Genomic DNA, 21682 nt, shown 5'->3' on the forward strand with positions numbered 1-21682 from the left:
CTCATCCTGGCACCACCCGTTCCTGCGCCCCCCAGCCAGGGTCGTGCTGGTCCGCGGGCGCAGGCTGCGGGGGTGCTGCCGGTCCGGGCGGCTCAGGCCTCGGCCCAGGGGCAGTGGCGGCAGCCGGTCCCGCAGCACCAGCCCCGCAGGGCGAGGGTGTCGGCGGTCATCGCCATGTACCCGCTGACGGGGTCGACGTACATGCCGTGGCCCGCCTCCAGGGCGGCGGCGTGGGCGGCCAGGATCTCGGCCCGGAGCGGGTGGTCCAGGGGGAGTCGGCTGGGGGCGGGGGTGTCCCTCCACCCGTCGCGCAGAGGCGCGTCGTCGCCGGGTGACGGGGTCATCGGACGAACCGGGAGACGACCTCGACGTGGGCCGTCTGCGGGAACAGGTCCAGCACCCGGCTCCGCTCGAGGCGGAAGCCGGCGGCGACCAGCAGCCCGGCGTCGCGGCCGAGCGCGGCGGCGTCACAGCTGACCAGGACGACGACCCGCGCACCGGTGGCCACCACCCTCTCGACGCCCACCCGACCCAGCCCGGCGCGGGGTGGGTCGGCCACCACCACGTCGGCGGGCTCGGGCGCCCAGCGCTCGATGGTCGAGCGCACGATCCGCACCGGCCGGTCGGCCAGGTTGACCTCGGCGTCGGCCACCGCGGTGGGCGCCGACTCGACGGCCACGACCTCGTCGAAGGCCCCACCGACGGTCCCGGCGAAGAGGCCGACGCCCGACGCGAGGTCGACCAGCCGACCGCCGGCGCTGCGCTCCCCCACCGCGTCCCGGACCTCCTCGACCAGGGCGTCGGCCGCCTCGGGCGAGGGCTGGAAGAAGGAGCGGGCCGACACCCGCCACCGGCGGCCGCCGGCCTCCTCGTGGATGGCACCCCGCTCGCCCCGCTCGACGTCGTCGTCGCCGAGCACGTCGACCGCTCCCGGCAGGTCGACGTCGGCGGCCGTCGGTGCCACCACCGCGACCCGGTCGCCGGTGCGGGCGCCGACGCGGAGCAGGACCTCGGTCGCGGCACCGAAGCGGCCGTCGACCAGGAGCTCCTCCAGGTGGGGGTGCACGACCATGCAGATCCCGGGGGCGATGACATCGTGGGAGCGGCGCCGCCGGTAGCCGGCCCGCCCGTCGACGACGGCGGCCCGGATCGTCGTCCGTCGGGCGTCGGCCGGGAGGGTGGTGCCGTCCTCCACCACGGGCTCGGCGATCCGCCCGATCCGCACCAGCGCGTCGGTGACGATGGTGCGGCGCATCGCCGCCTGGAGCTCGTCGGTGGCGTGCTGCCAGTCGCACCCGCCGCAGCCGTCGGCGACGTGGGGGCACGGCGGCGGCCGTCGGCCCGGGGCGGCGTGCACCACGTCGACGAGCTCGGCGCGCCCGTGGCGCTTGCGGACCTCGAGGACGGTGGCCCGCACCCGCTCCCCCGGCAGGGCGCCGGCCACGAACAGCGTCCGCCCGTCGGGTGCCCGGCCCACGCCCTCGCCCCCGGTGGCGACGCGGACCACGTCGACCTCGACGGCGTCATCCACGGCGACAGCCGCCGACGGCGGGGACGCGGTCACGGGAGCTCCGTCCCGGCGACCAGGGCCCGCTCCAGCGGCGTGCGGAACCGCGGCGTGGCGACCACGCCGCCGAACCAGGCCGCCAGGCGCTCCGCCTCGCCGTCGATCGCCCTCCGGGCGTCGGCGCCGACGTCGGTGCGGAGGTCCACGACGACCTCGCCGTCCGGCCGCTGGGCCCACCCGCCGACCACCCGCCCGTCGGCCCAGACCGTGGGCCCGGCGTTGCCGTTGCGGTCGAAGAGCACGGGCCCGAGCTCGCCCAGGTACCAGTCCCGCCCCTTCCAGCCCATGGTCGTGGGGTCGAGCCCGGGGAGGAGGGCGACCCACGGGTCCGGAGCCGGCACCTCGGCGTCGTCGCCGCCGGCCACGAACGCCGGACCACCATCCACGGCGACCTCTGCGGCCCCGGCGGCGGCGAGGGCGGTGCGCACCTGGGCGGCCGTCCACCTCGTCCACCAGCGCACGTCGGCCTCGGTCACGGGCCCGAAGCGGGCCACGTAGGAGCCGACGACCTCGGCCCGCGCCGCTGCGGGGGTGGGGTCCGGTGGTCGCTCCAGAGCCGAGCCGGGCGCGTAGCGGTACTGCCCCGACACCCACGTCCCCAGGGGGCGGGACCGCACGATGCGGCCCTCGAACCCCAGGATGACCAGCAGGCGGGAGGCGACGCTGACCTCCGTCGGCCACTTGGTGCCCTGCCCGTAGACGACCTTCGTCGCCAGGCCCGGGACCGCCCGGCCCAGCTCGACGGCCGTCGCCTCGCCGGCCTCCTCGACCGCGGCCACCACGGCGTCGCCGAGCTCGTCGAGCCACCGCTCGGGATCGGCGACCTCGCCCGCGGCGGCCAGAGCCTTCACGAGGCGGGCCCGGTCGGGAGCGACGAGCGGCCGGCCGGCGCCGACCCGCACCGCGGGCTCGAGGGCCACGGGCACGACCCAGAGCGTGCGGCGCATGCCGTGCAGGCGGACCAGGGTGCGGTCGGTGTAGAGGGCCCGTTCGAGCTCGGACGGTGCGGCCTCGGTCCGGGCCCACGTCGACAGGTGGACGCTGATCGGGTCGCTCGAGTGGAGGGCGACGACCGCCGCGCAGGCGTGCTCGGGGGAGAGGACCGGCTCGGCCAGGGCGTGGCGCCGACCGAGGCGCGCCCGGCGCTCGGCATCGTCGATCGTGCGGGGGCCGGCCACCACCGGAGGCTACGGGGCGCTCCGGGGGCTCCCGCCTACCATGGCGAGGTGACCGAGCCCCGCCCCATCTCCATCGTCCCGTCGGTGCTCCCGGCCGACTTCAGCCGGCTCGGGGAGGAGTGCGTCGCCCTGGCCGAGGCCGGCGTCGACCGCATCCAGTGGGACGTGATGGACGGTCGCTTCGTCCCCAACCTGACCTTCGGGCCCGACGTCATCGCCAGCTGCCGCAAGCACGTCGACATCCCGTTCGAGGCCCACCTGATGGTGCTCGACCCCGACGAGCTGGCCGGCCGCTACGTCGACGCCGGGTGCGAGATCCTCATCGTCCACGCCGAGACCGCGCCCCACCTCCACCGCACCCTCGCCCGGGTGCGCGAGCTGGGCGCCAGCCCGGCGGTGGCCCTCAACCCGGCGACGCCCGTCGCCGCCGTGCAGCACGTGCTGGACCTGGTCGACATGGTGCTGGTGATGACCGTGAACCCCGGGTTCGGGGGCCAGGACTACATCGCCACCATGGAGCCCAAGGTCGCCGAGGTCCGGGCCCTGGCCGACGCCCAGGGCCTGACGCTCGACGTCGAGGTCGATGGGGGCATCGGGCCCAGCACCATCGCCGGCGCCGTCACCGCCGGCGCCAACGTCCTGATCGCCGGCAGCGCCCTCTACCGCGACCCCGAGGGGCTGGGGCACGCCGTCTCCGACCTGCGGGCCCGGGCCGAGGCGGCCCGGGCCTCGTGAGGCCCATCCCCCGGCGGCGCGCCGCCGCCGCGGCCGTCGCCCTGGCCCTGGTCGTGGCCTCGGCCTGCTCGGACGACGGCGACAGCGGGGCCTTCTGCGAGCGCCTGGGCGACACCGAGCAGCTGAGCACGATCCTCGGCGACCTCGACCCCAGCGACCCGGCCGGGCTCGAGGCGCGGCTGGAGGCGACCCTCGAGCAGTTCAGCGAGCTCGAGGGCGACGCGCCCGGCGCCATCCGCGACGACGTGGCCCGGATCCGCCAGGGCGTGGCCCTCGTCCTGGAGGCCGTCCAGGACAACCCCGACGACCTGCCGGCGGCGCGGGCCGCCATCGCCGGCGAGCTCGACGAGCTGCCGGGCCTGGCCCAGGCCAGCGAGGACGTCGTCGCCTACGCCCGCACCGAGTGCGACCTCGACCTCGGGGAGGGTCCCGCCTCGACCGACGACGAGGACGGCGCCACGACCACCACCACCGAGGGGTAGCACGGAAGGTGCCAGGCACCTTCCGTGGCGTCGCCCGCTACATCATCTCCGTGCGGCGGCTGACGACCTGGTCGATGATCCCGTACTCCTGGGCCTCGGCAGCGGTGAACCAGCGGTCGCGCTCGGAGTCGGCCTCGATCTGCTCGACCGGCTGGCCGGTGTGCTCGGCGATGCGCTGGGCCATGACCTTCTTGACGTAGAGGATCTGCTCGGCCTGGATCTGGATGTCGCTGGCCTGGCCCTGGAAGCCGCCGGAGGGCTGGTGCATCATCACCCGGGCGTGCGGGAGGGCGAAGCGCTTGCCCTTGGCCCCGGCGCACAGCAGGAACTGGCCCATGGAGGCGGCCAGGCCCATGCAGATGGTGCCGACCTCGGGTCCGACGAGCTGCATGGTGTCGTAGATCGCCATGCCGGCGGTGACCGAGCCGCCCGGGCTGTTGATGTACAGCCAGATGTCCTTCTCGGAGTCCTCGCCCTCGAGGTAGAGCAGCTGGGCGGTGATCAGGTTGGCGATCGTGTCGTTGACCTCGGAGCCGAGGAAGACGATGCGGTTCTGGAGCAGGCGGTTGTACACCTCGCCCTGCGGGTCGAACCCGGGGCCGGCGGCGGTGATGGGAGCGAGCGGGGGCTGAGCCATAGGCCTCGGAGGCTAGCGGCCACCTCCCACCGAACAGCGCCCGCTCCGGTCGGAGGTTTGCGAACATACGTTCGTGGACATGATGCATGCATGCCTCCAGCTCGACGGTGGACCGATGCAGACCTGCCCTCGGCAGTGCAGGCCGCGTCATCCTGGCTTGCCGTGTGCCGGCACCTCGGGATCCGCCCAGGCGGGGGGACCTACGCCGCCCTTCGTCGGCATTGCGCAGCACTCGGGCTGGACGTGTCTCACCTGCCCCCGCCCCGGGGCCGGCCCCGTCGTGGGTCGTGGGATGACGACGCTCTGCGTGCCGCAGTGCGGGCCAGCACGAGCTACGCCGAGGTGGCACGTCGACTTGGTTACGCACAGTCGGGCGGCATCCACCGATTCCTCAAGATGCACATCCATCGCGTGGGTGCCGACGTCTCCCACTTCACCGGCCAGGCCTGGAACCGGGGCAAGTCCGCAGTGTGCGCACCAAGACGTTCCACCCAAGAGCTCCTCACCTACGGCTCCGGGGCGACAGGGAGGACGCTCCGCATACGCCTGATCCGCGAAGGCCTCAAGCAGGCCCGCTGCGAGTGGTGCGGCCTGGCTGAGTGGCGCGGACGGCCACTGCCACTCCACCTCGATCACATAAACGGGGACCACCTCGACAACCGGTTGGTCAACCTCCGTATCCTCTGCCCGAACTGCCACGCCACGACCGACACGTGGTGCGGCCGCAATCGCAAGCCCGCCGGCGTACCCCAACTGGCAGAGGGACCAGGTCTAGGCCCTGGACAGTGAGGGTTCGACTCCCTCCGCCGGCACCGAGCATCCTGCTCCCCGATGCCCGAGGGACACACGATCCACGGCCAGGCGCGGGACCAACGGCGGGACCTCGCCGGTCACGCCCTGCGGACCGACGTCGTCCAGGACCGCTTCGCCGGCACCGCCGCCCGCCTCGACGGCCAGGTGCTCGTCGACGTCGAGGCCTACGGCAAGCACCTGTTCCAGGACTGGGAGGACGGATCCGTCGTCCACGTGCACCTCGGCCTCTACGGGAAGTGGCGGCGCCAGCCCACGCCGCCCGAGCCGATGGTCGGCGCCGTCCGGCTCCGGCTCGTCGGGCCAACCCACGCCTGGGACCTGGCCGGGGCGACGGTCTGCACGGTCATCACGCCCGAGGAGCAGGAGCGGATCGTCGGGCGGCTCGGACCCGACCCGCTGCGCGACGACGCCGACCCCGAGAGGTTCCTCGCCAAGGTGGCCCGCAGCGCGACCCCGATCGGTGCCCTGCTGCTCGACCAGGCGGCGGTGGCCGGCATCGGCAACGTCTACCGGGCCGAGGTCCTCTTCACCGGTGGCATCGACCCGCGGCGACCGGCCAAGACGCTCCGGCCCCACGAGCGGGACCGGCTGTGGGCCGAGATCGTCCACCAGCTGCACCTCGGCCTCGAGGTCGGCCACATCGTCAGCGTCCGCGACGAGGAGCTCGACGCGCCGCGCGCCGACGTCGAGCGTCAGGACGGGGTGTACGTGTACCACCGCGACACCTGCCGGGTGTGCGGGACACCCATCCGCACGACGGAGCTGGCCGCCCGGCGGATCGACTGGTGCCCCAGCTGCCAGCCCCGCCGTCCCCGCCGGGACCACGAGCCCCCCGTCGGCCCCCCTCCCGGCGCCCCGCCTGCCGGGGAGGACCTCACGGGCTAGACCTCAGGCGTGCGGATCCACGACCTGCCCACCCCGTGCCTGGTGGTCGACGGCCCGACGTTCGAGGCCAACGTGGCCACCATGTCCGCCCATCGGCCGGGACGGGCCCTGCGCCCGCACGTCAAGGCGTTCAAGGCGACGGCGCTGGCCCGCCAGCTCCACACCGCCGGGCACGACGCCTTCTGCTGCGCCACCCCGGCCGAGGTCGTGGGCATGGCCGCCGTCGGCCTGGGCGCCGACCTGCTCCTGGCCAACGAGGTCCTCGACGTCCGTCGCCTCCACACCATGGTGGCGTCGTCGCTCGGGTCGCGGATCACCGTCGCCGTCGACTCGGTCGACTCCATCGCCGCCGCCTCCTCGGCCGGGGTCCAGGAGGTGCTGATCGACGTCGAGGTCGGCCTGCCCCGGTGCGGGTGCCCGGTCGACGACGCCGGCCGGCTCGCCGACGAGGCCCGCGCCGTCGGCCTCGAGGTCCGGGGCGTCATGGGCTACGAGGGCCACCTGATGATGGAGACCGACGACAAGGCGGCCCGCGTCGAGGCGGCCATGGCCGGGCTGCTCGCCGCCCACGCCGCCGTCGGCGGTGACGTGGTCTCGGGCGGGGGCACGGGCACGTGGGACACCAACACGTGGGTCACCGAGCTCCAGGCCGGGTCCTACACCCTGATGGACGCCGACTACGCCCGCCTCGACAGCCCGTTCCGTCCCGCCCTCGACCTGCTGGCGACGGTCATCTCCGTCAACCGGGCCAAGGGCTGGGCCGTCGTCGACGCCGGGCTCAAGGCGCTGGCCACCGATCACGGCCCGCCCACCATCGACGGGGCCACGGTGTGGTTCTGCTCCGACGAGCACACCACCTTCGCCCCCGCCGACGGGGGCGAGCTCCCGGCCGTGGGCGACCGCATCACGCTCCGGCCGGGCCACGTCGACCCCACCGTCGCCCTCCACGATCGCCTCCACGTCCTCCACGGCGAGGAGGTCGTCGACACCTGGGACGTCGACCTCCGGGGGTGGGACGTCCGCCGGGTCTGACCGCCGGCTCGGCGCCACCCGCCGTCCACCCGGCCGTCACCTCCCGTCCACCCGGGGGGTACCGTCCGCCCGGTGGCAGGCTGGTGGTCGTCCGGGGGCGTGGCCCGTCCCGTCCGTGACCTCGGCACCGTTCTGACACCGCTGCCGGACACCGATGTCGCCTGGCGCGACCAGAACGAGGCTCGAGGCGGCCATCGCCGTTCTGACACCGCACCCGGCCAGGGGTGTCGCCTGGCGCGAACAGAACCGAGGACGGCGACGGAGGTCGCTCGATGAGCGTGACCGCACGGCGACCCCACCCCGACACCCGGGCCGCCATCGACCGGACCGTGCTCACCGACGCCGAACCCAACACCGCGACGACCCCGGCGCACCTGCTCGCCGAGGTCGCGTGACAGCGGAGCGAACCGTGGACGGACCGACGCCGGGGCACGGGGTGCCGCGCGCCGTCCTGCTCGGCGCCGAGTCGACGGGGACGACGTCGCTGACGCAGGCCCTGGCCGCGCACCTCGGCATCCCCTGCACCCACGAGTTCCTGCGCGACGTCTGCGCCCGGAAGGCAGCCGAGAACGGCGGGTCCTTCGTCGACCTGGTGTGGACCACGGAGGACTTCGACGAGGTGGCCGATGGCCAGGACGCCCTGGAGGAGGCGGCGGTGGCCGCCCACCCGGGCCGGCCCGAGCTGCTGGCCTGCGACACCGACGCCCTCGCCACGGCTCTGTGGCACCGACGCTACCTGGGCTGCACGCCGACCCGGTTCCTGCGCCGGGCGGCGCAGAACCCGCCGCAGCTCTACATCCTGACCTCCCCGGACGGGGTGGAGTTCGAGCAGGACGGGTGGCGCGACGGCGAGCACGTCCGCCTGGAGATGCACGGCTGGTTCCGCACCACCCTGACCGCCCAGCCGACGCCGTGGATCGAGGTGGTCGGGTCACCCGAGGAGCGGCTCGACCAGGTGCTGGTGGCCCTCAGATGCGCCGGGCGGTGACGAAGGTGACCTGGCCGATGTCGGCCCGGAGGCGGTCGTGCTCGGCCACGAAGGCGTCGAGCGTGCCGGCCTCGTCCATCTCCTGCACCCGCTCGAGGGCGGCCAGCAGCTCGCCGTCGCTCGCCAGCGACCACGTCGAGTCGCCGTTGCGCCAGGTCGCGTCGAGGACCGAGCGGCCGTCGAAGTACGACGGGCCCTGGATGACGGCGCTGGGCACGAAGCGACCGGTCGGGACCAGCCCGGCCACGTCCATCGCCGCCTCGAGCCCGTCGAGGCCGGCGTAGCGACGCCGGAGGGCCTCGGCCGCCACGGGCACGAGGGCGTAGTACCAGTAGGCGCGCCGCAGCTGGGTCTGCGAGCAGGTGTTGACGATCAGCACGCCGCCGGGGCGGAGCACCCGCGCCAGCTCGCCCAGGACGGCCCGGTGGCCGGCCCACGCCCCACCCTCCTCGTCGCCGAGGTGGTGCAGCACCTGGTTGACGACGACGGCGTCGAAGGTGCCGTCGGCGAAGGGCAGGTCCTGGAGCTCGCCCTTGTGGACCTCGTAGGGGCAGGTGACCTCGAGCCCGGCCAGCTTGGCCTCGGCCTGGGCCAACATGGCCTCAGACGCGTCGACCAGGGTCATCTTCCCCAGCTGGGGGGCGAGGGCGGCGGCGTAGGCGCCCGTGCCGCAGCCGGCGTCGAGCACGTGGGCCGACGCCGGGGGGATGCCGGCCGTCTGGAGCGTGCCGAGCACGACCTCGATGCCCACCGCCACCCGCGTCGCGTCGTAGTCGGCCGACGTCCGGCCGTAGTCCTCGTAGGTGCTCATGGTGCCTCGTCGCAGTCGTGAGCCCGCGACGCTACCGATCGAGGTGGCCCCGCCCCCCACCGACGTCAGGTCGCGACGCCGCCGCGCACCTGCGACTCAGCTGCCGCAGCCTCCTCCGCCGCAGCCGCCACCACCGCAACCTCCGCCACCGCAGCCACCGCCGCCGGAGTCGCCGCCCCCGCCTCCGCAGCCCCCGGAATCCCCACCCCACCCGCCGGAGTCGTGGTCACCCCCCCAGCCGCCGGAGCCGTGGTCGCTGCCCCCGTCGCCGTACCACGCACCGCCCCAGGCGCCGGAGCCGGTCCTCCGCCGGGAGGGCCGGGCCGGGCCCCTTGCTCGCCGGTCGGCCGCCGAGCGCACCACCGCCCACGCGATGAGGGCGAGCGTCCCCAGGACCACGACGCTCACGACCAGGCCCACGACCCACGACGGCCCGTCGCCGTCGGCGGCGGCCGCCGTCAGCGGCACGACCAGGGCGGCCGCCGCCGTCCCGGCGATCAGGGGGGCGCGCCGCACGACGACGTGGGCGCGGGTGTCGACCCGCCGCCAGCGCCGGGCGTCCCGGAACCGCTCGTCGACCGACGGCCAGACGTCCGCCGGGGGCTCCTCGCCGAAGACCTCCCGGTAGCGGTCGAGGGTGGCGGCGTACTGCTCTCGGTAGCGGGTGTCGTCCGCGGCCGTGCCCCCGGTCGGGCCGTGGTGGAGCGGGCGACCCAGGACCTCACCGCACAGGTGGTCCCAGTAGGAGCGGGTGTAGGCGAGGTGGAGGTGCCAGGCCTGGTCGACCTGGTCCGACGGGGTCACGGCGTGCCGCCCGGTGGCGGCGAGCACGAGGAACCGGCGGTACTCGTCGTACACCCGGGCGGCGAACGCCGGCGTCCACCCGTTCTCGCGAGCGAGCCGGGCCCGGAACCCCAGGGGCACGCTCGGATCGTCGTCGACCTCGAACCGCAGCAGCCGGTCGACGAGGCCCGCGGGCTCGCATGCTCCCCCGCCCGGTGCACCACCCATGGCGGCGAGGCTAGGTCACCCCGAGGCGAGGCGGGCGGCGAGGGCCCGCACCGCCCGACCCCTGTGGCTGATGGCGTCCTTGGCCCCGGCGTCCATCTCGGCGAAGGTCCGGCCGTCGCCCTCGTCGGCCACGAAGACGGGGTCGTAGCCGAACCCGCCACCGCCCCGCGGGGCATCGACGATCACGCCGTCGACGACGCCCTCGGCCACGACCTCGCGGCCGTCGGGCCAGCGGACCATGACGACCGTGCGGAACCGGGCCGTCCGCCGCTCGGGGGCGACGGCCGCCAGCTCGCCGAGCAGCTTGGCCACGTTGGCGGCGGCGTCGCCGTCCTCGCCGGCGTAGCGGGCCGAGCGCACGCCCGGTCGACCGTCGAGGGCGTCGACCTCCAGCCCGGTGTCGTCGGCCAGGGCGGGCAGCCCGGTCGCCTCGGCCAGGGCGACGGCCTTCAGCCGGGCGTTGCCCAGCAGGTCCGGGGCGTCCTCGACCACGTCGGGCACGTCGTCGGGGCGGGCCACCAGCTCGACCGGCACCCCGGCGGCGGCGAGGATGGCGCGGATCTCGGTCGTCTTGTGCGGGTTGGCGGTGGCCAGGACGAGCCGCAGCGGCTCGCTCACCGGGGGGCGGGCGGGGTGGCCACCGTGGCCCGCTGGAGGTCGGCCAGCTCGGCGATCCCCTTGGTGGCCAGGTCGAGGAGGGCGTCGAGCTCGTCCCGCCCGAACGGGGCGCCCTCGGCGGTGCCCTGGACCTCGATCAGCTTGTCGTCGGCCATGACCACGTTCATGTCGACCTCGGCCCCGGCGTCCTCCACGTAGGGCAGGTCGAGGAGCGGGGTGCCGCCGACGATGCCGACCGAGATGGCCGTGCAGGTCCCGGTGAGGGGCACGGCCGGGATCTTGCCGGCGGCGACGAGGCGGGAGCAGGCGTCGTGCAGGGCGACCCACGCTCCGCAGATCGACGCCGTGCGGGTGCCGCCGTCGGCCTGGAGCACGTCGCAGTCGACGGTGATCGCCCGCTCGCCGAGGGCGGGCATGTCGCACACGGCGCGGAGGGACCGGCCGATCAGGCGCTGGATCTCCTGGGTCCGCCCCGACGGCTTGCCGTCCTTGACCTCGCGGCGGATCCGCTCCGACGACGCCCCGGGCAGCATCGAGTACTCGGCCGTGACCCACCCCCGGCCGCGACCCCGCATCCAGCGGGGCACGTCCTCGTCGACCGACGCGGTGCAGAGCACGGTCGTCTTGCCGAACCGCACCAGCACCGACCCGAGGGCGGCGTCGGTGTAGTCGCGCTCGAAGGAGGCGGGGCGGAGCTCGTCGGGGGATCGGCCATCGGGGCGCATGGGTCTCCAGGGGTGGATCGGGTGGGCCAGGTTGGGGCACCGGTCGCGGTGGGGCAAGACGGTCGGTCGGCGTCCCCGCTCACCAGGGGACGGCCTCGACCGAGGTGACCTCGGGGCCGAGGAGCCGGGACCCGAGCCGCCGGAACCAGTCGACGTCGCCCGAGGAGAGGAAGGTGTGGAGGGCGGGGCCCGCGCCCGCGGCCCGTGCCGTCGGGCCGCCGGGGTCCTCGAGACCGGCCCGGACCTCGAACGCGGTCTCGTCGGCCGAGGACACCAGGACCACGTCACGGCCCATGACGTCGGAGATGGTCCGGGCGAGGAAGGGGTAGTGGGTGCAGCCCAGCAGCAGGGTGTCGACGTCGGCCTCGACGACCGGGGCGAGCAGGCGCTCGGCCAGCACGTGGACCTGGTCGCTGCGGGTCTCGTCCCGCTCCACGAACTCGACGAAGCCGGGGCACGCCGCGCACGTGAGCTCGACCTCGGCTCCGGTGGCCGCCACCGCCTGCTGGTACGCACCCGACCCGATCGTCCCCACCGTCCCGATCACCCCCACCCGGCCCGACCGGGTGGCCGCCACCAGCGCCCGGGTGCCGGGGTCGATCACGCCGACCACGGGGACGGGCGTCGCCTCCTGGAGCGACCCGAGGGCGGCCGCGGCGGCCGTGTTGCAGGCGACGATCACCAGCTTGGCGTCGTGCTCGTCGAGCAGGAACCGGGTGATCTGGTGGGCGAAGCCGGCCACCTCGGCCTGGTCGCGGGGGCCGTAGGGGTAGCGGCCGGTGTCGCCGACGTAGACGACGTGCTCGTCGGGGAGCAGGTCGATGACGGCCCGGGCGACGGTGAGCCCGCCGAACCCGCTGTCGAACAGGGCGATCGGTCGCTCGTCACCCGCACACCCGGCCACGGCGGTCAGGCTACGGGAGCAGCCCCTGGCGACCCGGTGTCAGCCGCAGGAGCGCTCGACGGCGGCGGCCATCACCTCGGCGATGCGCTGGCGCCCGGCCACGGTGGGGTGCACGAGGTCCGGGGCCACGAGCTCGGCGGCCGGGGTGTCGCCCGCGCCGGCGTCGACGGCGTCGCGCCAGGCGGTCGCCACGTGGACGCCGGCCGCCCCGGCCGTCTCCCGGACCCGGGCGTCGAAGGCCTCCCCCCGCTCGCGGTCCCAGGCCCCCTCGGTCGGGATCAGGACCCACACGGCGCAGTCGACGCCGGCCATCAGGTCGACCACCTCGTCGACGGGGGCGTCCTCCTCGACGCCCTGCCAGACGTCGTTGTACCCGGCCATCACCACCGCGACGGCGGGCCGGTCCTCGCCGCCCAGGGCGTCCTCGACGGTGGGCAGGAGCTCGTCGATGCGGTAGCCGCTGAGCCCGATCACCGAGACCGCCCTCCCGCCCAGGGCCGCCACGATCTCCTGCGCCGACTGGAGCGTCACCGAGTCGCCGAGGACGACGACGTCGGCCTGCGCCGGGGCGACGCCGGCGCTCACGCCGTCGGCGGCCGACACCGGCGGGAGGTCGTCGGGGTCGGGGCGCTCCTCGTCGTCGAAGGGCTGGACGACGAGCACGACCACGACGAGGGCCACGACGGACGCCGCCAGGGCCAGGAGGGCGAGGGTCCGCGGCCGCACCCCTCCGTTGCTACCAGGAACGTGCGACCTGCCGGTGTCACCCCGCGTCAGGGAAGCGGGCGACGGCCCGGGCCGCGTACTCGCCCGACCGGGCCAGGCTCCGGGCCAGGGCCAGATCACCGTCACGGGCGACCCGCCCGGCCCAGAAGGCGAGGCCCTCCGCCTCCGGGGCCCGCCCCAGCAGGTGCTGGTAGAGGCCGGCCACCCGATCCTGGCGCGACTCGAGCGAGCCGTGGATGCGCGCCGCCACCCACGACCGACCCCGCGCCACCGTCTGGCCCACCCAGAACGCCACATCCCCACCCGTCGCCGCCCGCCCCAGGACCAGCGCGTACAGCTCCCCCACCCACGCCTCGTCGGTGCCGCCCGAACGCCGGTGGAGCCCCGACCGCAGCGCCCCCACCCAGAACGCCAGCCCCTCGGCGTCGGGCTCCCGCCCCAGGGTGTCGGCGTAGAGGTCCGTCACGATGGCGCCGAGCCACTCGTCGCTGGTGGTCAGCCGGGCGAGCAGCTGCGCCCGGGTCCCGCCCCGCGGGAGCCGTGCGACCTCCCGGGTGCTCTCGTCCCCCGTCGGTGGGCGGCCCAGGAGGTCCGCGTGGGCGGCGGCGACGAAGGCGCGGTCGGCGACGACGCTGGTCTCGAGGCAGCCGTCGGTGCGCTCGACGACGTTTCCACCATCCACTCCGAGGCCCGCTGCTCGACCAGGTTCGGGTCGAAGAGGGAGTGGCCCGCGTCGGGGACGGTCACCAGCTCCGCCGCCGGGCCGGCGGCGTCCATGGCCGCCTTGGTGGCCCGCGCCCGCTCGTAGGAGACGACCTCGTCCCGGTCGCCGTGGATGAAGAGGTCGCCGGCGTCGCCGGGGTCGACCAGCGCAGGGTCGCCGGCGCCCATCACGGCGATGGCGGTGCACACCCGCGACGAGGATCCCGGTGTCCCGCTGGCACCGGGATCGTCGGGCGTCGTGGCCACGAGACCGCGGTCACGGCGCCGGCGGAGATGCCGCCCACGGCGATGGCGTCCGGGTCGACCCGGTGGGACGCGGCGTGGGCCCGCAACCACCGCACGGCCGCCTGCACGTCGTGCTTGGCCGCCACGACCCGGTCCACCTCGGTGGGCGGCGGCGGGTAGCCGATGGCCACGGCGGCCTCGTCCATCCGGTACTCGACGGAGGCGGCGACGAACCCCCGTCGGGCGTAGGCCGTCGCCAGCACGGCCATGCTCTGCTTGCTCCCCATCACCCAGCTGCCCCCGTGGGCCAGGACGATGAGGGGCCGCGCCATGGCCGTGTCGCCCGCCGGCTCGTAGAGGTCCAGCTCGAGGGTCTGGGTCGTCCCGGTCTCGTCCGGTGCGGCGCCGTAGGTGATGTCCCTGGTGACGGTGACCTCGGGGAACACCCGGTCGAGGTAGCGCCGGCCGGCGCCGGCGGCCGGCGGGGCCGAGGACGAGGCCAGGGTCACCGCCACCAGGGCGAGGGCCAGGACGGGGGCGATGCGCCGGGGGACCACCGGGGAACGGTAGCGGCGACCCGGCTGCGGCCCTCGGCCGCTCACGGCAGACTCGTCCCGTGACCGAGCGGAAGCCCTTCGGGGAGGCCTTCGAGACGTTCGTCGACCGCCAGATCCGCGAGGCCCGCGAGCGGGGCGACTTCGACGACCTCCCCGGCACCGGCAAGCCCCTGCGCGGGCTCGACGAGACCGACGAGCTTTGGTGGGTGCGGCGGAAGCTGGCCGAGGAGGGCCTGAGCTACACCCCGCCGTCGCTGGTGCTGAGGAAGGAGGCCGAGCAGGCCCTCGCCGACGCCCTGGAGGCGGCGACCGAGGCCGGGTGCCGGTCGATCATCGGCGCCGTCAACGACCAGATCAGGGCGGCCAACGGCGTCGGCTCGAGGGCCCGCCGCTGAACCTCGTCCCCTACGACGTCGACGACGTGGTGACCGCCTGGCGCCGTCGCCACCCGACCGCCTGACCGGCGTCCGGGCCGACCGCCCCGCACCCTAGAAGTAGATGATCGACTCGGCCTTGGCCTCGGCGGCGTCGAGGTCGTCGGTGTAGGCACCGGTCGAGAGGTACTTCCACCCGCCGTCGCAGACGATGAACACGATGGTGCCCTCGTCGATCTTCTCGGCGACCTTGACCGCCCCGGCCAGGGCGGCGCCGGAGGAGATGCCGGCGAAGATCCCCGCCTCGGCGACCAGGCGGCGCGTCCACTCGAGGGACTCCCGGGGCCGGACGATGCGCTTGCCGTCGAGGAGGTCGAGGCCGCCCCACTTCTCGAACACGGGCGGGATGTAGCCGTCGTCGAGGTTGCGGAGCCCCTCGACCAGCTCGCCGGCCGGGGGCTCGACCGCGTAGATCTTCACCTCCGGCTTGGTCTCGCGCAGGTAGCGGCCCACGCCCATGAGGGTGCCGCTCGTGCCCAGACCGGCCACGAAGTGGGTCAGCTCGGGGACGTCGCGCAGGATCTCGGGACCGGTGGTCTCGAAGTGGGCGCGAGGGTTGCCCTCGTTGCCGTACTGGTAGAGGAACACCCACTCGGGGTGCTCCTCGGAGAGGGCCTGGGCCCGGCGCACGGCGCCGTTGGAGCCCTCGGCCCCGGGCGACAGGATCACCTCGGCCCCGAAGACCTCGAGGAGCTGGCGGCGCTCGATGGAGACGTTCTCGGGCAGGACGATCTTGAGGGTGTAGCCCCGTGTCCGGCAGATCATCGCCAGGGCGATGCCGGTGTTGCCCGACGAGGGCTCGATGAGGATGCTGCCGGGCTTCAGGGTGCCGTCGGCCTCGGCCTCGTCGATCATCTGCCGGGCGATGCGGTCCTTGACGGAGCCGGCCGGGTTGCCCCCCTCGAGCTTGGCGAGGATCCGGACGCGCGGGTTCGGGCTCAGCTGCGAGACGTCGACGATGGGCGTGTTGCCGATGAGCTCGGTGATCGAGGAGAAGACGGCCACGGGGGCTCCGGGGTGGATCGCGGGACGCCCACCCGGAAACCCGAGTGGACCACTCAGGAATCCTAACCGGGGATGACCCCCGATTCCTTCCCGCTCAGGATGCCGTCGGGGTCCGACCCGTCCCGACCACCACCCGCTCCTCTCGGATCACCCGCCCGTCGAGGAGGAACGACCGGAGCACGGGGGTGGCGTCGCGGAGCGACACGATCACGTAGTGCCACCCCTCGAGCAGGGGGTTGTCCGCCTTGTCCACGTCGGTGGCCGAGGGCCAGGCCTCGGAGTGGGTGTGGGAGTGGGCCACGCCCAGGGTCCACCAGCCGTGCTCGTCGAAGACGGCCTCGGCCGCGGCCCAGCCCTCGGGCCCGATGGAGTACGTGCGCGACGAGGCGTCGTGGTTGCGGGTGGGCACGAAGGCGGCGACCGTCGCGACGGGCAGGCCGTCGGCGTCGGTGCCCGGTCCGACCTCGCCCCCGAGGAGCCCGCAGGCCTCGTCGGGGAAGCCGCCGAGGGCGTGGGCGACGAGGAGCTCGCGGGCGACCGGGTCGAGGATCAGCATCGCAGGGAGGGTACGGCGTCGGCGGAGGCGACCACCCCGCGAGAACAGCAGGCGGCGGAGGGGCGGCCGACGGGTAGCGTCGGCTCTCCCATGAACCCCGGACGCAAGGACGACAGGCTCGTCATCGCCACCAACCGCGTCGCCCGGCGCGACTACGAGATCCTCGACACCTGGGAGGCCGGGATCGTCCTCCGCGGCGCCGAGGTCAAGGCGCTGCGCGAGGCCAAGGTCCAGCTGGCCGACAGCTACGCCCGGCTGGTCGACGGCGAGGTCTGGGTCTTCGGCGTCGGGATCACGGCCTACTCCCACGCCTCGACCCAGGTGCCGCCCGAGCCGCTCCGCGACCGCAAGCTCCTGCTCCACCGGGAGCAGATCGACGTGATCCGGGACCGCACGGTCCGGGAGCGGCTGTCGCTGGTGCCGCTGTCGATGTACTTCACGGGCGGGCGGGTGAAGGTCGAGCTGGCCCTGGCCCGGGGCCGTCGACAGGTGGACAAGCGCCAGGCCATCGCCCGGCGCGACGCCGACATGGAGGCCCGTCGGGCCATGGCCCAGGGCGCCGCCCGTCGGGCCCACGCCGAGGATCGCTAGACGCCCCGAGACCGTTCTGAGCCAGAGGTCGGCCACCCGTGGCCTGATCCTGGCCCAGAACGCCCCGGCGGACGGAGCGCACCCGTTCTGTGCCAGAGGTCGGCCACACGTGGCCGGATCCTGGCTCAGAACGCGCTCCGGGCTCGGGCCCCGACCCGACCCGGACCCCACCCCGCAGTCCGGCACAGACCGCCAACACCCCTGGTCAGAGTGGGTGTCTCACGCTCCGTGATCTCGCGTTGCATCCCCGCCGCCACCGGTGGAGGGTGACACCATTGCAGCCGTGCGCCTCCTCGACCTGGTGCTCGGCGCCGGGGACGATCCGGCTCCCGACGAGCCCGCCCTCATCGCGCCCGACATCACCGTGTCCCGGGGAGAGCTCCGGGCCGAGGTCGACGCCATCGCCGCCGCCGTCGCCGAGCTCGTCCCCCCGGGCGGGCGCGTCGCCGTCGCCGCTGACAACCGCGTCTCGGTGGTCGCCCTCCTCCTGGCGATCCCCGCCGCCGGGCGGGTCGCCGTCCCCCTGAACACCCGTCTCACGCCCGACGACATGCTGGGCCAGGTCGACCGGGCCGGGGCCGAGGTGATGATCGGGACCGCCGACGAGCTGGGCCGGCTGGGCCTGGCCAGCGAGCAGGCGCCGACCCTCCAGACCACCGTGGGCCTCGACCACGGCGTGGGGGACATCAGCCTGGCGGCCCTCACCGCGGCGCCGAGCGTCGCGGCCCGCCCCCTCCCCCTGCCCCACGACGACGACCCGGCCTGGATCATCTTCACCAGCGGCACCACGGGCCGGCCCAAGGGGGCGGTGCTCACCGCCCGCAGCCTCGACGCCGCGGTGGCCACCACCGCCGCTTCCCGCCCGCTGGCCGACGACGACGTCTACCTCTACCCGTTCCCGCTGTACCACGTGTCGGCCTACAACGTCCTCCACGCCCTGCACCGGGGCCGGCCCACCGTGCTCCCCCGCCGCTTCGACGCCGCGACCGTCGCCACCCTCACCGCCGCCCACGCCGTCACCGTGATGTCGCTGGCGCCCACGATGCTCCGCCTGCTGCTCGACCACGTCGCCGCCGCCGGCGCCGACGACCTGGCGAGCCTGCGGACGATCGCCTACGGGGCAGCTCCGCTCGCCCCCGCCCTCCTGGCCGAGGCGACCGAGGTGCTGGGGGTGGGCTTCGCCCAGGGGTACGGCATGACCGAGCTGTCGGGCAACGCCGTGTTCCTCGACCCCGACGACCACCGTCGCGGCCTCGCCGGCGACCCCCGGCTGCTGCGGGCTGCGGGCCGGCCCGGACCGGGTGTCGAGCTGGCGATCCTCGACGACGATGGGGCCGCCGTCGAGCCGGGCGCTCCGGGGGAGGTCTGCGTGCGGGCCGCCCAGGTGTGCGCGGGCTACTGGCAGGACCCCGAGGCCACCGCCGCCGCCTTCCGCGACGGGTGGCTGCGCACCGGCGACGTCGGCACGATCGACCCGGACGGCCTGCTGACGATCGTCGACCGGGCCAAGGACATCATCATCACCGGCGGCGAGAACGTGGCCTCCCGGGAGGTCGAGGACGCCGTGGGGCACCATCCGGCGGTGGCGAGGGTCGCCGTCGTCGGGGTCCCCGACGAGCGGTGGGGGGAGGCCGTGGTCGCCGCCGTGGTCCTCCGGGACGGCGTGGACGCCGAGGCGGTGGCGACCGAGTCGATCGCGGCCGAGGCGGGCCGCCGGCTGGCCCGCTTCAAGGTGCCCAAGCGGGTCGTGGTCGTCGACGACCTGCCCGTCAACGCCGGCGGCAAGGTCGACAAGGTGGAGCTGCGCCGTCGCCTGGGCCCCACCCCGCCCTGACGTGCTCAGATCTCCCGGAGGGTCCGTGACCCCGCCCGCCTACACTGGACGGGCCCCGTCGGTCGGCTCGTCGTCTCCTCGACGGCTGCCCCGGCGGAGGCGCTGGTTCCTTGACATCCGATGATCCAGCACACGGGGCTGACCGGTTTCGACGTCGGGTCAGTGACCCCATCGTGCGACCCGAGTTGCTCAGACTCGTTAAACAGGGCACCAACAGAAGCGCCGATACCGACGACTTCGCTCTCGCCGCCTGATCTAGTCAGGTGAAGAGAGTCATCGCGACCCCTCGAGGGGCACGCGGGGCCTGACCACGACAGCCCGGCAACAGAAGTCGTGGTGGACGGCGGGAGAGACCGCTGACCGCAGGGAAAGACCGCTGACCGCTCGGAAAGACGGGCCGGTGCCGCAAGGCAGCCCACCCGGGGGCGCACCAGCCGACGAGGTGCAGTCACGGGGATGGTCGTAGCGCGGTCGGTGATCGCCTGGCGGACGGGGGTTCGATTCCCCCCAGCTCCACCACCACCCGGAACGAGACGAAGCCCGACGCCCGCCAGGCGTCGGGCTTCGTCGCGCCCGGGGGTCTCGCCGCGCTCAGGGGCGGACGGCGATCACCAGGTTGAAGGGCGTCTCCAGGGCGACCTCGAAGCGGGTGAAGCCGTTGGCCCGGAACAGCTCCTCCATGCGCGCCGGTCCGGCCTGGTTGCCGAGGGCCAGCGGGCCCTGCTGGGCCAGGGCGCAGGGGGTGCACAAGACGGTCGACGCGGCGTAGGACCACTTGGCCAGCGGATGCTGCAGGCTCGTCGCCCGATCGGGGCCGGCCCACGGCTCGACCAGGAGGACGACGCCGTCCTCGGCGATCTCCGAGGCGGCGTGGCGGATCGCCGCCTCCGGGTCGCCCATGTCGTGGAGGGCGTCGAAGAAGCAGATGACGTCGTAGGGGCCGCCGCCGTAGCCGACGGCGGTCGCCAGCTCGTAGGAGGTCGTCGCCTCGACGCCCGACTCGGCCGCCACGGCTCGTGCCCGGTCGAGCGAGGGGGCATGGAAGTCGAAGCCGTGGAAGGTCGACGCCGGGTAGGCGGCGGCCATCAGCGCCGTGGAGATCCCGTGGCCGCAGCCGACGTCGGCCACCCGGGCGCCGCCGCGCAGGGTCTCCTCGAGCCCGGGGACGGCCGGGATCCAACCCTCGACGAGCTGCGAGCGGTAGGAGGTGGCGAAGAAGCGCTCCACTCCGGTGAACATGCACGTGTGGTGATCGCCCCAGTCGATGCCACCGTCGCCGCGGCAGGCGGCCTCGACCCGGGCCTGGTCGGCGTAGAGCGAGCGGATGATCTCCGCCCCCGGGGCGAGGAAGGCCGGGGAGGCCTCGTGGACGAGCACGGCGTCGACGCCGGGGGCCAGGGCGAAGACCTCGCCGTCGGGGTCGTAGGTGACGTAGCCGGCGCCGGCGTTGCTGCTGAGCCACTCGAGCACGAGCCGCTCGTTGCAGCCCGTCTCGGCGGCCACGGCGCCGGCGGTCGACGGGCCGAGCCGGTGGAGGGCGCCGTACAGGCCGAGGGCGTCGCCGAGGGCGACCATGGCCACGAAGGCGGCGCTCGAGAGCTCGCCGGCAAGCCGCTCGGCGGTCGCCTCGGCCAGCTCCTCGGGGGTGGGGGTGGTGGGGATGTCGGTGGTGGTGGTGCTCATGGCGAGCACGATCCCCTCCCGCGCTTGCTGCCCCCCTGCCAGCTCCTTGCGGGGTCCCGTCGGGTCGCGGCGCAGGGCGTCGCCAGCCGGCCGATGCGGCCCAGCTCGACGCCGGGTTCGAGCCCCGGCGGGGGCCCGGGCCGGCCTAGACGACCTCGATGCCGCTGAGGTCGTCGGCCGGCTCGGGGAACTGGGGGTCCATGGCCTCGAGGGTGTCGACCAGGATCGAGCTGACGACCCAGTTCCGGAACCACTTGCGGTCGGCGGGCACGACGTACCAGGGCGCCTCGTCGGTGGTGGTCCGCTCGATGGCCTCGGCGTACGCCGCCTGGTGGTCGTCCCACCGGGCCCGGACGGCCAGGTCCCCCCGGTTGAACTTCCAGTGCTTGGTCGGGTCGTCGAGCCGGTCCCGGAACCGCTGGGCCTGCTCCTCGGGCGAGATGTGGAGGAACAGCTTCACGATCACCGTGCCCTCGGCGGCCAGGTGGTGCTCCCACGCCCAGATCGCGTCGTACCGGGCCCGCCAGACCGGCTCGGGGACCAGCTCGTCGACCCTGACGACGACGACGTCCTCGTAGTGCGAGCGGTTGAAGATCCCGATCTCGCCCCGGGCGGGGACGGCGGCGTGCACCCGCCACAGGAAGTCGTGGGCCCGCTCCTCGGCCGAGGGGGCCTTGAACGAGGTGACCCGGGCGCCGGCCGGGTTCACCGCCCGGAAGATGTGCTTGACCGTGCCGTCCTTGCCCCCGGCGTCCATCGCCTGGAGCACGACGAGGACGCTGCGCCGCCCCTCGGCCCACAGCCGCTCCTGGAGCTCGCCCAACCGGGTGGTGAGCAGCGCCGTGGCCTCGAGCGTGGCCTCCTTGTCCCCCGGCGCGGCGGCGGCGTCGCGCGTGTCGATGGCGGACAGGTCGAGGGTCGTCCCGGGACGGACCCTCCAGCGCTCGACGGTGGCCATGGCG

24 protein-coding genes, 1 tRNA gene, 1 other RNA gene and 1 pseudogene are annotated in these 21682 nt (G+C 74.7%); 11 read left to right on the plus strand and 16 right to left on the minus strand.

What is annotated here, in order from left to right; genetic code table 11:
• Positions 1-92: 92 nt before the first annotated feature.
• The 3 genes from HC251_RS15250 to HC251_RS15260 are packed head-to-tail and all read right to left on the minus strand — an operon-like array spanning position 93 to position 2745.
• Positions 93-344 carry a DUF5522 domain-containing protein gene (locus HC251_RS15250; RefSeq protein WP_219941453.1) on the minus strand — a complete coding sequence of 84 codons (252 nt, stop codon included), beginning with the start codon at positions 342-344 and terminating at the stop codon, positions 93-95.
• On the minus strand, positions 341-1531 hold the full coding sequence (locus HC251_RS15255; protein WP_219941454.1) for a class I SAM-dependent RNA methyltransferase: 1191 nt from the start codon (positions 1529-1531) through the stop codon (positions 341-343). Before HC251_RS15255 ends, HC251_RS15250 begins: the two co-directional genes overlap by 4 nt.
• A gap of 29 nt (positions 1532-1560) precedes the next feature.
• Complete coding sequence (locus HC251_RS15260; RefSeq protein ID WP_219941455.1) at positions 1561-2745, minus strand: winged helix DNA-binding domain-containing protein; 1185 nt, start codon at positions 2743-2745, stop codon at positions 1561-1563.
• A 48-nt stretch (positions 2746-2793) separates the two neighbouring features.
• Between HC251_RS15260 and rpe the strand changes: the two genes are divergently transcribed.
• On the plus strand, positions 2794-3480 hold the full coding sequence (gene rpe, locus HC251_RS15265; RefSeq protein ID WP_255566435.1) for a ribulose-phosphate 3-epimerase: 687 nt from the start codon (positions 2794-2796) through the stop codon (positions 3478-3480).
• Positions 3477-3962 (plus strand): hypothetical protein, encoded by a 486-nt coding sequence (locus HC251_RS15270; protein WP_219941456.1) that lies wholly within the window; start codon positions 3477-3479, stop codon positions 3960-3962. Before rpe ends, HC251_RS15270 begins: the two co-directional genes overlap by 4 nt.
• A 37-nt stretch (positions 3963-3999) precedes the next feature.
• Here HC251_RS15270 and HC251_RS15275 read toward each other — a convergent pair whose 3' ends face one another.
• Positions 4000-4599 (minus strand): ATP-dependent Clp protease proteolytic subunit, encoded by a 600-nt coding sequence (locus HC251_RS15275; RefSeq protein ID WP_219941457.1) that lies wholly within the window; start codon positions 4597-4599, stop codon positions 4000-4002.
• Between the two features lie 738 nt (positions 4600-5337).
• Between HC251_RS15275 and HC251_RS15280 the strand changes: the two genes are divergently transcribed.
• From HC251_RS15280 to HC251_RS15295, 5 genes are all read left to right on the plus strand, one after another.
• Positions 5338-5411 (plus strand) — tRNA-Leu (locus tag HC251_RS15280).
• 19 nt (positions 5412-5430) lie between these two features.
• Positions 5431-6297, plus strand: coding sequence for an Fpg/Nei family DNA glycosylase (locus HC251_RS15285; protein WP_219941458.1), 867 nt, complete (start codon positions 5431-5433; stop codon positions 6295-6297).
• A 9-nt stretch (positions 6298-6306) separates the two neighbouring features.
• Positions 6307-7329: an alanine racemase gene (locus HC251_RS15290; protein ID WP_255566436.1), complete on the plus strand. Its 1023-nt coding sequence runs from the start codon at positions 6307-6309 to the stop codon at positions 7327-7329.
• Between the two features lie 272 nt (positions 7330-7601).
• Complete coding sequence (locus tag HC251_RS25675) at positions 7602-7724, plus strand: hypothetical protein (protein ID WP_255566437.1); 123 nt, start codon at positions 7602-7604, stop codon at positions 7722-7724.
• 14 nt (positions 7725-7738) lie between these two features.
• Positions 7739-8317, plus strand: coding sequence for an AAA family ATPase (locus HC251_RS15295; RefSeq protein ID WP_219941459.1), 579 nt, complete (start codon positions 7739-7741; stop codon positions 8315-8317).
• Here HC251_RS15295 and HC251_RS15300 read toward each other — a convergent pair.
• The 8 genes from HC251_RS15300 to HC251_RS15335 all read right to left on the minus strand — a co-directional run bounded on the left by HC251_RS15300 (position 8298) and on the right by HC251_RS15335 (position 14617).
• Positions 8298-9128: a class I SAM-dependent methyltransferase gene (locus HC251_RS15300; RefSeq protein ID WP_219941460.1), complete on the minus strand. Its 831-nt coding sequence runs from the start codon at positions 9126-9128 to the stop codon at positions 8298-8300. The two genes, HC251_RS15295 and HC251_RS15300, sit on opposite strands and share 20 nt — an antisense overlap.
• Positions 9129-9224: 96 nt before the next feature.
• Complete coding sequence (locus HC251_RS15305; protein WP_219941461.1) at positions 9225-10139, minus strand: hypothetical protein; 915 nt, start codon at positions 10137-10139, stop codon at positions 9225-9227.
• Between the two features lie 15 nt (positions 10140-10154).
• Positions 10155-10757, minus strand: a complete 603-nt coding sequence (gene rdgB, locus HC251_RS15310) for an RdgB/HAM1 family non-canonical purine NTP pyrophosphatase (protein WP_219941462.1) — start codon at positions 10755-10757, stop codon at positions 10155-10157.
• Positions 10754-11482 (minus strand): ribonuclease PH, encoded by a 729-nt coding sequence (gene rph, locus HC251_RS15315; RefSeq protein WP_219941463.1) that lies wholly within the window; start codon positions 11480-11482, stop codon positions 10754-10756. The genes rdgB and rph overlap by 4 nt, the downstream gene beginning before the upstream one ends.
• 79 nt (positions 11483-11561) lie before the next feature.
• Positions 11562-12386, minus strand: a complete 825-nt coding sequence (murI, locus tag HC251_RS15320) for a glutamate racemase (protein ID WP_219941464.1) — start codon at positions 12384-12386, stop codon at positions 11562-11564.
• Between the two features lie 39 nt (positions 12387-12425).
• Positions 12426-13112 (minus strand): SGNH/GDSL hydrolase family protein, encoded by a 687-nt coding sequence (locus HC251_RS15325; RefSeq protein WP_219941465.1) that lies wholly within the window; start codon positions 13110-13112, stop codon positions 12426-12428.
• Between the two features lie 37 nt (positions 13113-13149).
• On the minus strand, positions 13150-13794 hold the full coding sequence (locus tag HC251_RS15330) for a DUF4214 domain-containing protein (protein ID WP_219941466.1): 645 nt from the start codon (positions 13792-13794) through the stop codon (positions 13150-13152).
• 208 nt (positions 13795-14002) lie between these two features.
• Positions 14003-14617: an alpha/beta hydrolase gene (locus tag HC251_RS15335; RefSeq protein WP_219941467.1), complete on the minus strand. Its 615-nt coding sequence runs from the start codon at positions 14615-14617 to the stop codon at positions 14003-14005.
• 59 nt (positions 14618-14676) lie between these two features.
• Here HC251_RS15335 and HC251_RS15340 point away from each other — a divergent pair.
• Positions 14677-15077: pseudogene (locus HC251_RS15340) on the plus strand (DUF1992 domain-containing protein).
• Positions 15078-15105: 28 nt separating this feature from the next.
• On the opposite strand, the gene HC251_RS15345 reads toward HC251_RS15340, so the two are convergent.
• Together HC251_RS15345 and HC251_RS15350 are read right to left on the minus strand one after the other, a co-directional pair.
• Positions 15106-16056, minus strand: a complete 951-nt coding sequence (locus HC251_RS15345; protein WP_219941469.1) for a PLP-dependent cysteine synthase family protein — start codon at positions 16054-16056, stop codon at positions 15106-15108.
• Between the two features lie 94 nt (positions 16057-16150).
• Positions 16151-16612, minus strand: a complete 462-nt coding sequence (locus HC251_RS15350; protein WP_219941470.1) for a Mov34/MPN/PAD-1 family protein — start codon at positions 16610-16612, stop codon at positions 16151-16153.
• Positions 16613-16702: 90 nt separating this feature from the next.
• Between HC251_RS15350 and smpB the strand changes: the two genes are divergently transcribed.
• The 3 genes from smpB to ssrA all read left to right on the plus strand — a co-directional run bounded on the left by smpB (position 16703) and on the right by ssrA (position 19556).
• Complete coding sequence (gene smpB, locus HC251_RS15355) at positions 16703-17203, plus strand: SsrA-binding protein SmpB (RefSeq protein WP_219941471.1); 501 nt, start codon at positions 16703-16705, stop codon at positions 17201-17203.
• A gap of 283 nt (positions 17204-17486) precedes the next feature.
• On the plus strand, positions 17487-19037 hold the full coding sequence (locus HC251_RS15360; RefSeq protein WP_219941472.1) for an AMP-binding protein: 1551 nt from the start codon (positions 17487-17489) through the stop codon (positions 19035-19037).
• A 134-nt stretch (positions 19038-19171) separates the two neighbouring features.
• Positions 19172-19556: a transfer-messenger RNA gene (gene ssrA, locus HC251_RS15365) on the plus strand.
• A 72-nt stretch (positions 19557-19628) separates the two neighbouring features.
• On the opposite strand, the gene HC251_RS15370 is transcribed toward ssrA, so the two are convergent.
• The gene (locus tag HC251_RS15370; protein WP_219941473.1) at positions 19629-20720 is read right to left on the minus strand and encodes a bifunctional 2-polyprenyl-6-hydroxyphenol methylase/3-demethylubiquinol 3-O-methyltransferase UbiG; all 1092 of its coding nucleotides are present in this window, start codon (positions 20718-20720) and stop codon (positions 19629-19631) included.
• A 145-nt stretch (positions 20721-20865) separates the two neighbouring features.
• On the minus strand, positions 20866-21678 hold the full coding sequence (locus HC251_RS15375; protein WP_219941474.1) for a PPK2 family polyphosphate kinase: 813 nt from the start codon (positions 21676-21678) through the stop codon (positions 20866-20868).
• Between the last annotated feature and the right edge of the window lie 4 nt (positions 21679-21682).

It is taken from the genome of Iamia sp. SCSIO 61187 (assembly GCF_019443745.1).
Classification (GTDB): Bacteria; Actinomycetota; Acidimicrobiia; order Acidimicrobiales; family Iamiaceae; genus Iamia.

Bases quoted from the DNA above. Each gene is read 5' to 3' on its own strand.
- smpB (WP_219941471.1), top strand. From the start codon at position 16,703: ATGAACCCCGGACGCAAGGACGACAGGCTCGTCATCGCCACCAACCGC.
- HC251_RS15305 (WP_219941461.1), bottom strand. From the start codon at position 10,139: ATGGGTGGTGCACCGGGCGGGGGAGCATGCGAGCCCGCGGGCCTCGTC.
- HC251_RS15275 (WP_219941457.1), bottom strand. From the start codon at position 4,599: ATGGCTCAGCCCCCGCTCGCTCCCATCACCGCCGCCGGCCCCGGGTTC.
- HC251_RS15370 (WP_219941473.1), bottom strand. From the start codon at position 20,720: ATGAGCACCACCACCACCGACATCCCCACCACCCCCACCCCCGAGGAG.
- HC251_RS15375 (WP_219941474.1), bottom strand. From the start codon at position 21,678: ATGGCCACCGTCGAGCGCTGGAGGGTCCGTCCCGGGACGACCCTCGAC.
- HC251_RS25675 (WP_255566437.1), top strand. From the start codon at position 7,602: ATGAGCGTGACCGCACGGCGACCCCACCCCGACACCCGGGCCGCCATC.
- HC251_RS15350 (WP_219941470.1), bottom strand. From the start codon at position 16,612: ATGCTGATCCTCGACCCGGTCGCCCGCGAGCTCCTCGTCGCCCACGCC.
- HC251_RS15285 (WP_219941458.1), top strand. From the start codon at position 5,431: ATGCCCGAGGGACACACGATCCACGGCCAGGCGCGGGACCAACGGCGG.
- HC251_RS15300 (WP_219941460.1), bottom strand. From the start codon at position 9,128: ATGAGCACCTACGAGGACTACGGCCGGACGTCGGCCGACTACGACGCG.
- rph (WP_219941463.1), bottom strand. From the start codon at position 11,482: ATGCGCCCCGATGGCCGATCCCCCGACGAGCTCCGCCCCGCCTCCTTC.
- HC251_RS15250 (WP_219941453.1), bottom strand. From the start codon at position 344: ATGACCCCGTCACCCGGCGACGACGCGCCTCTGCGCGACGGGTGGAGG.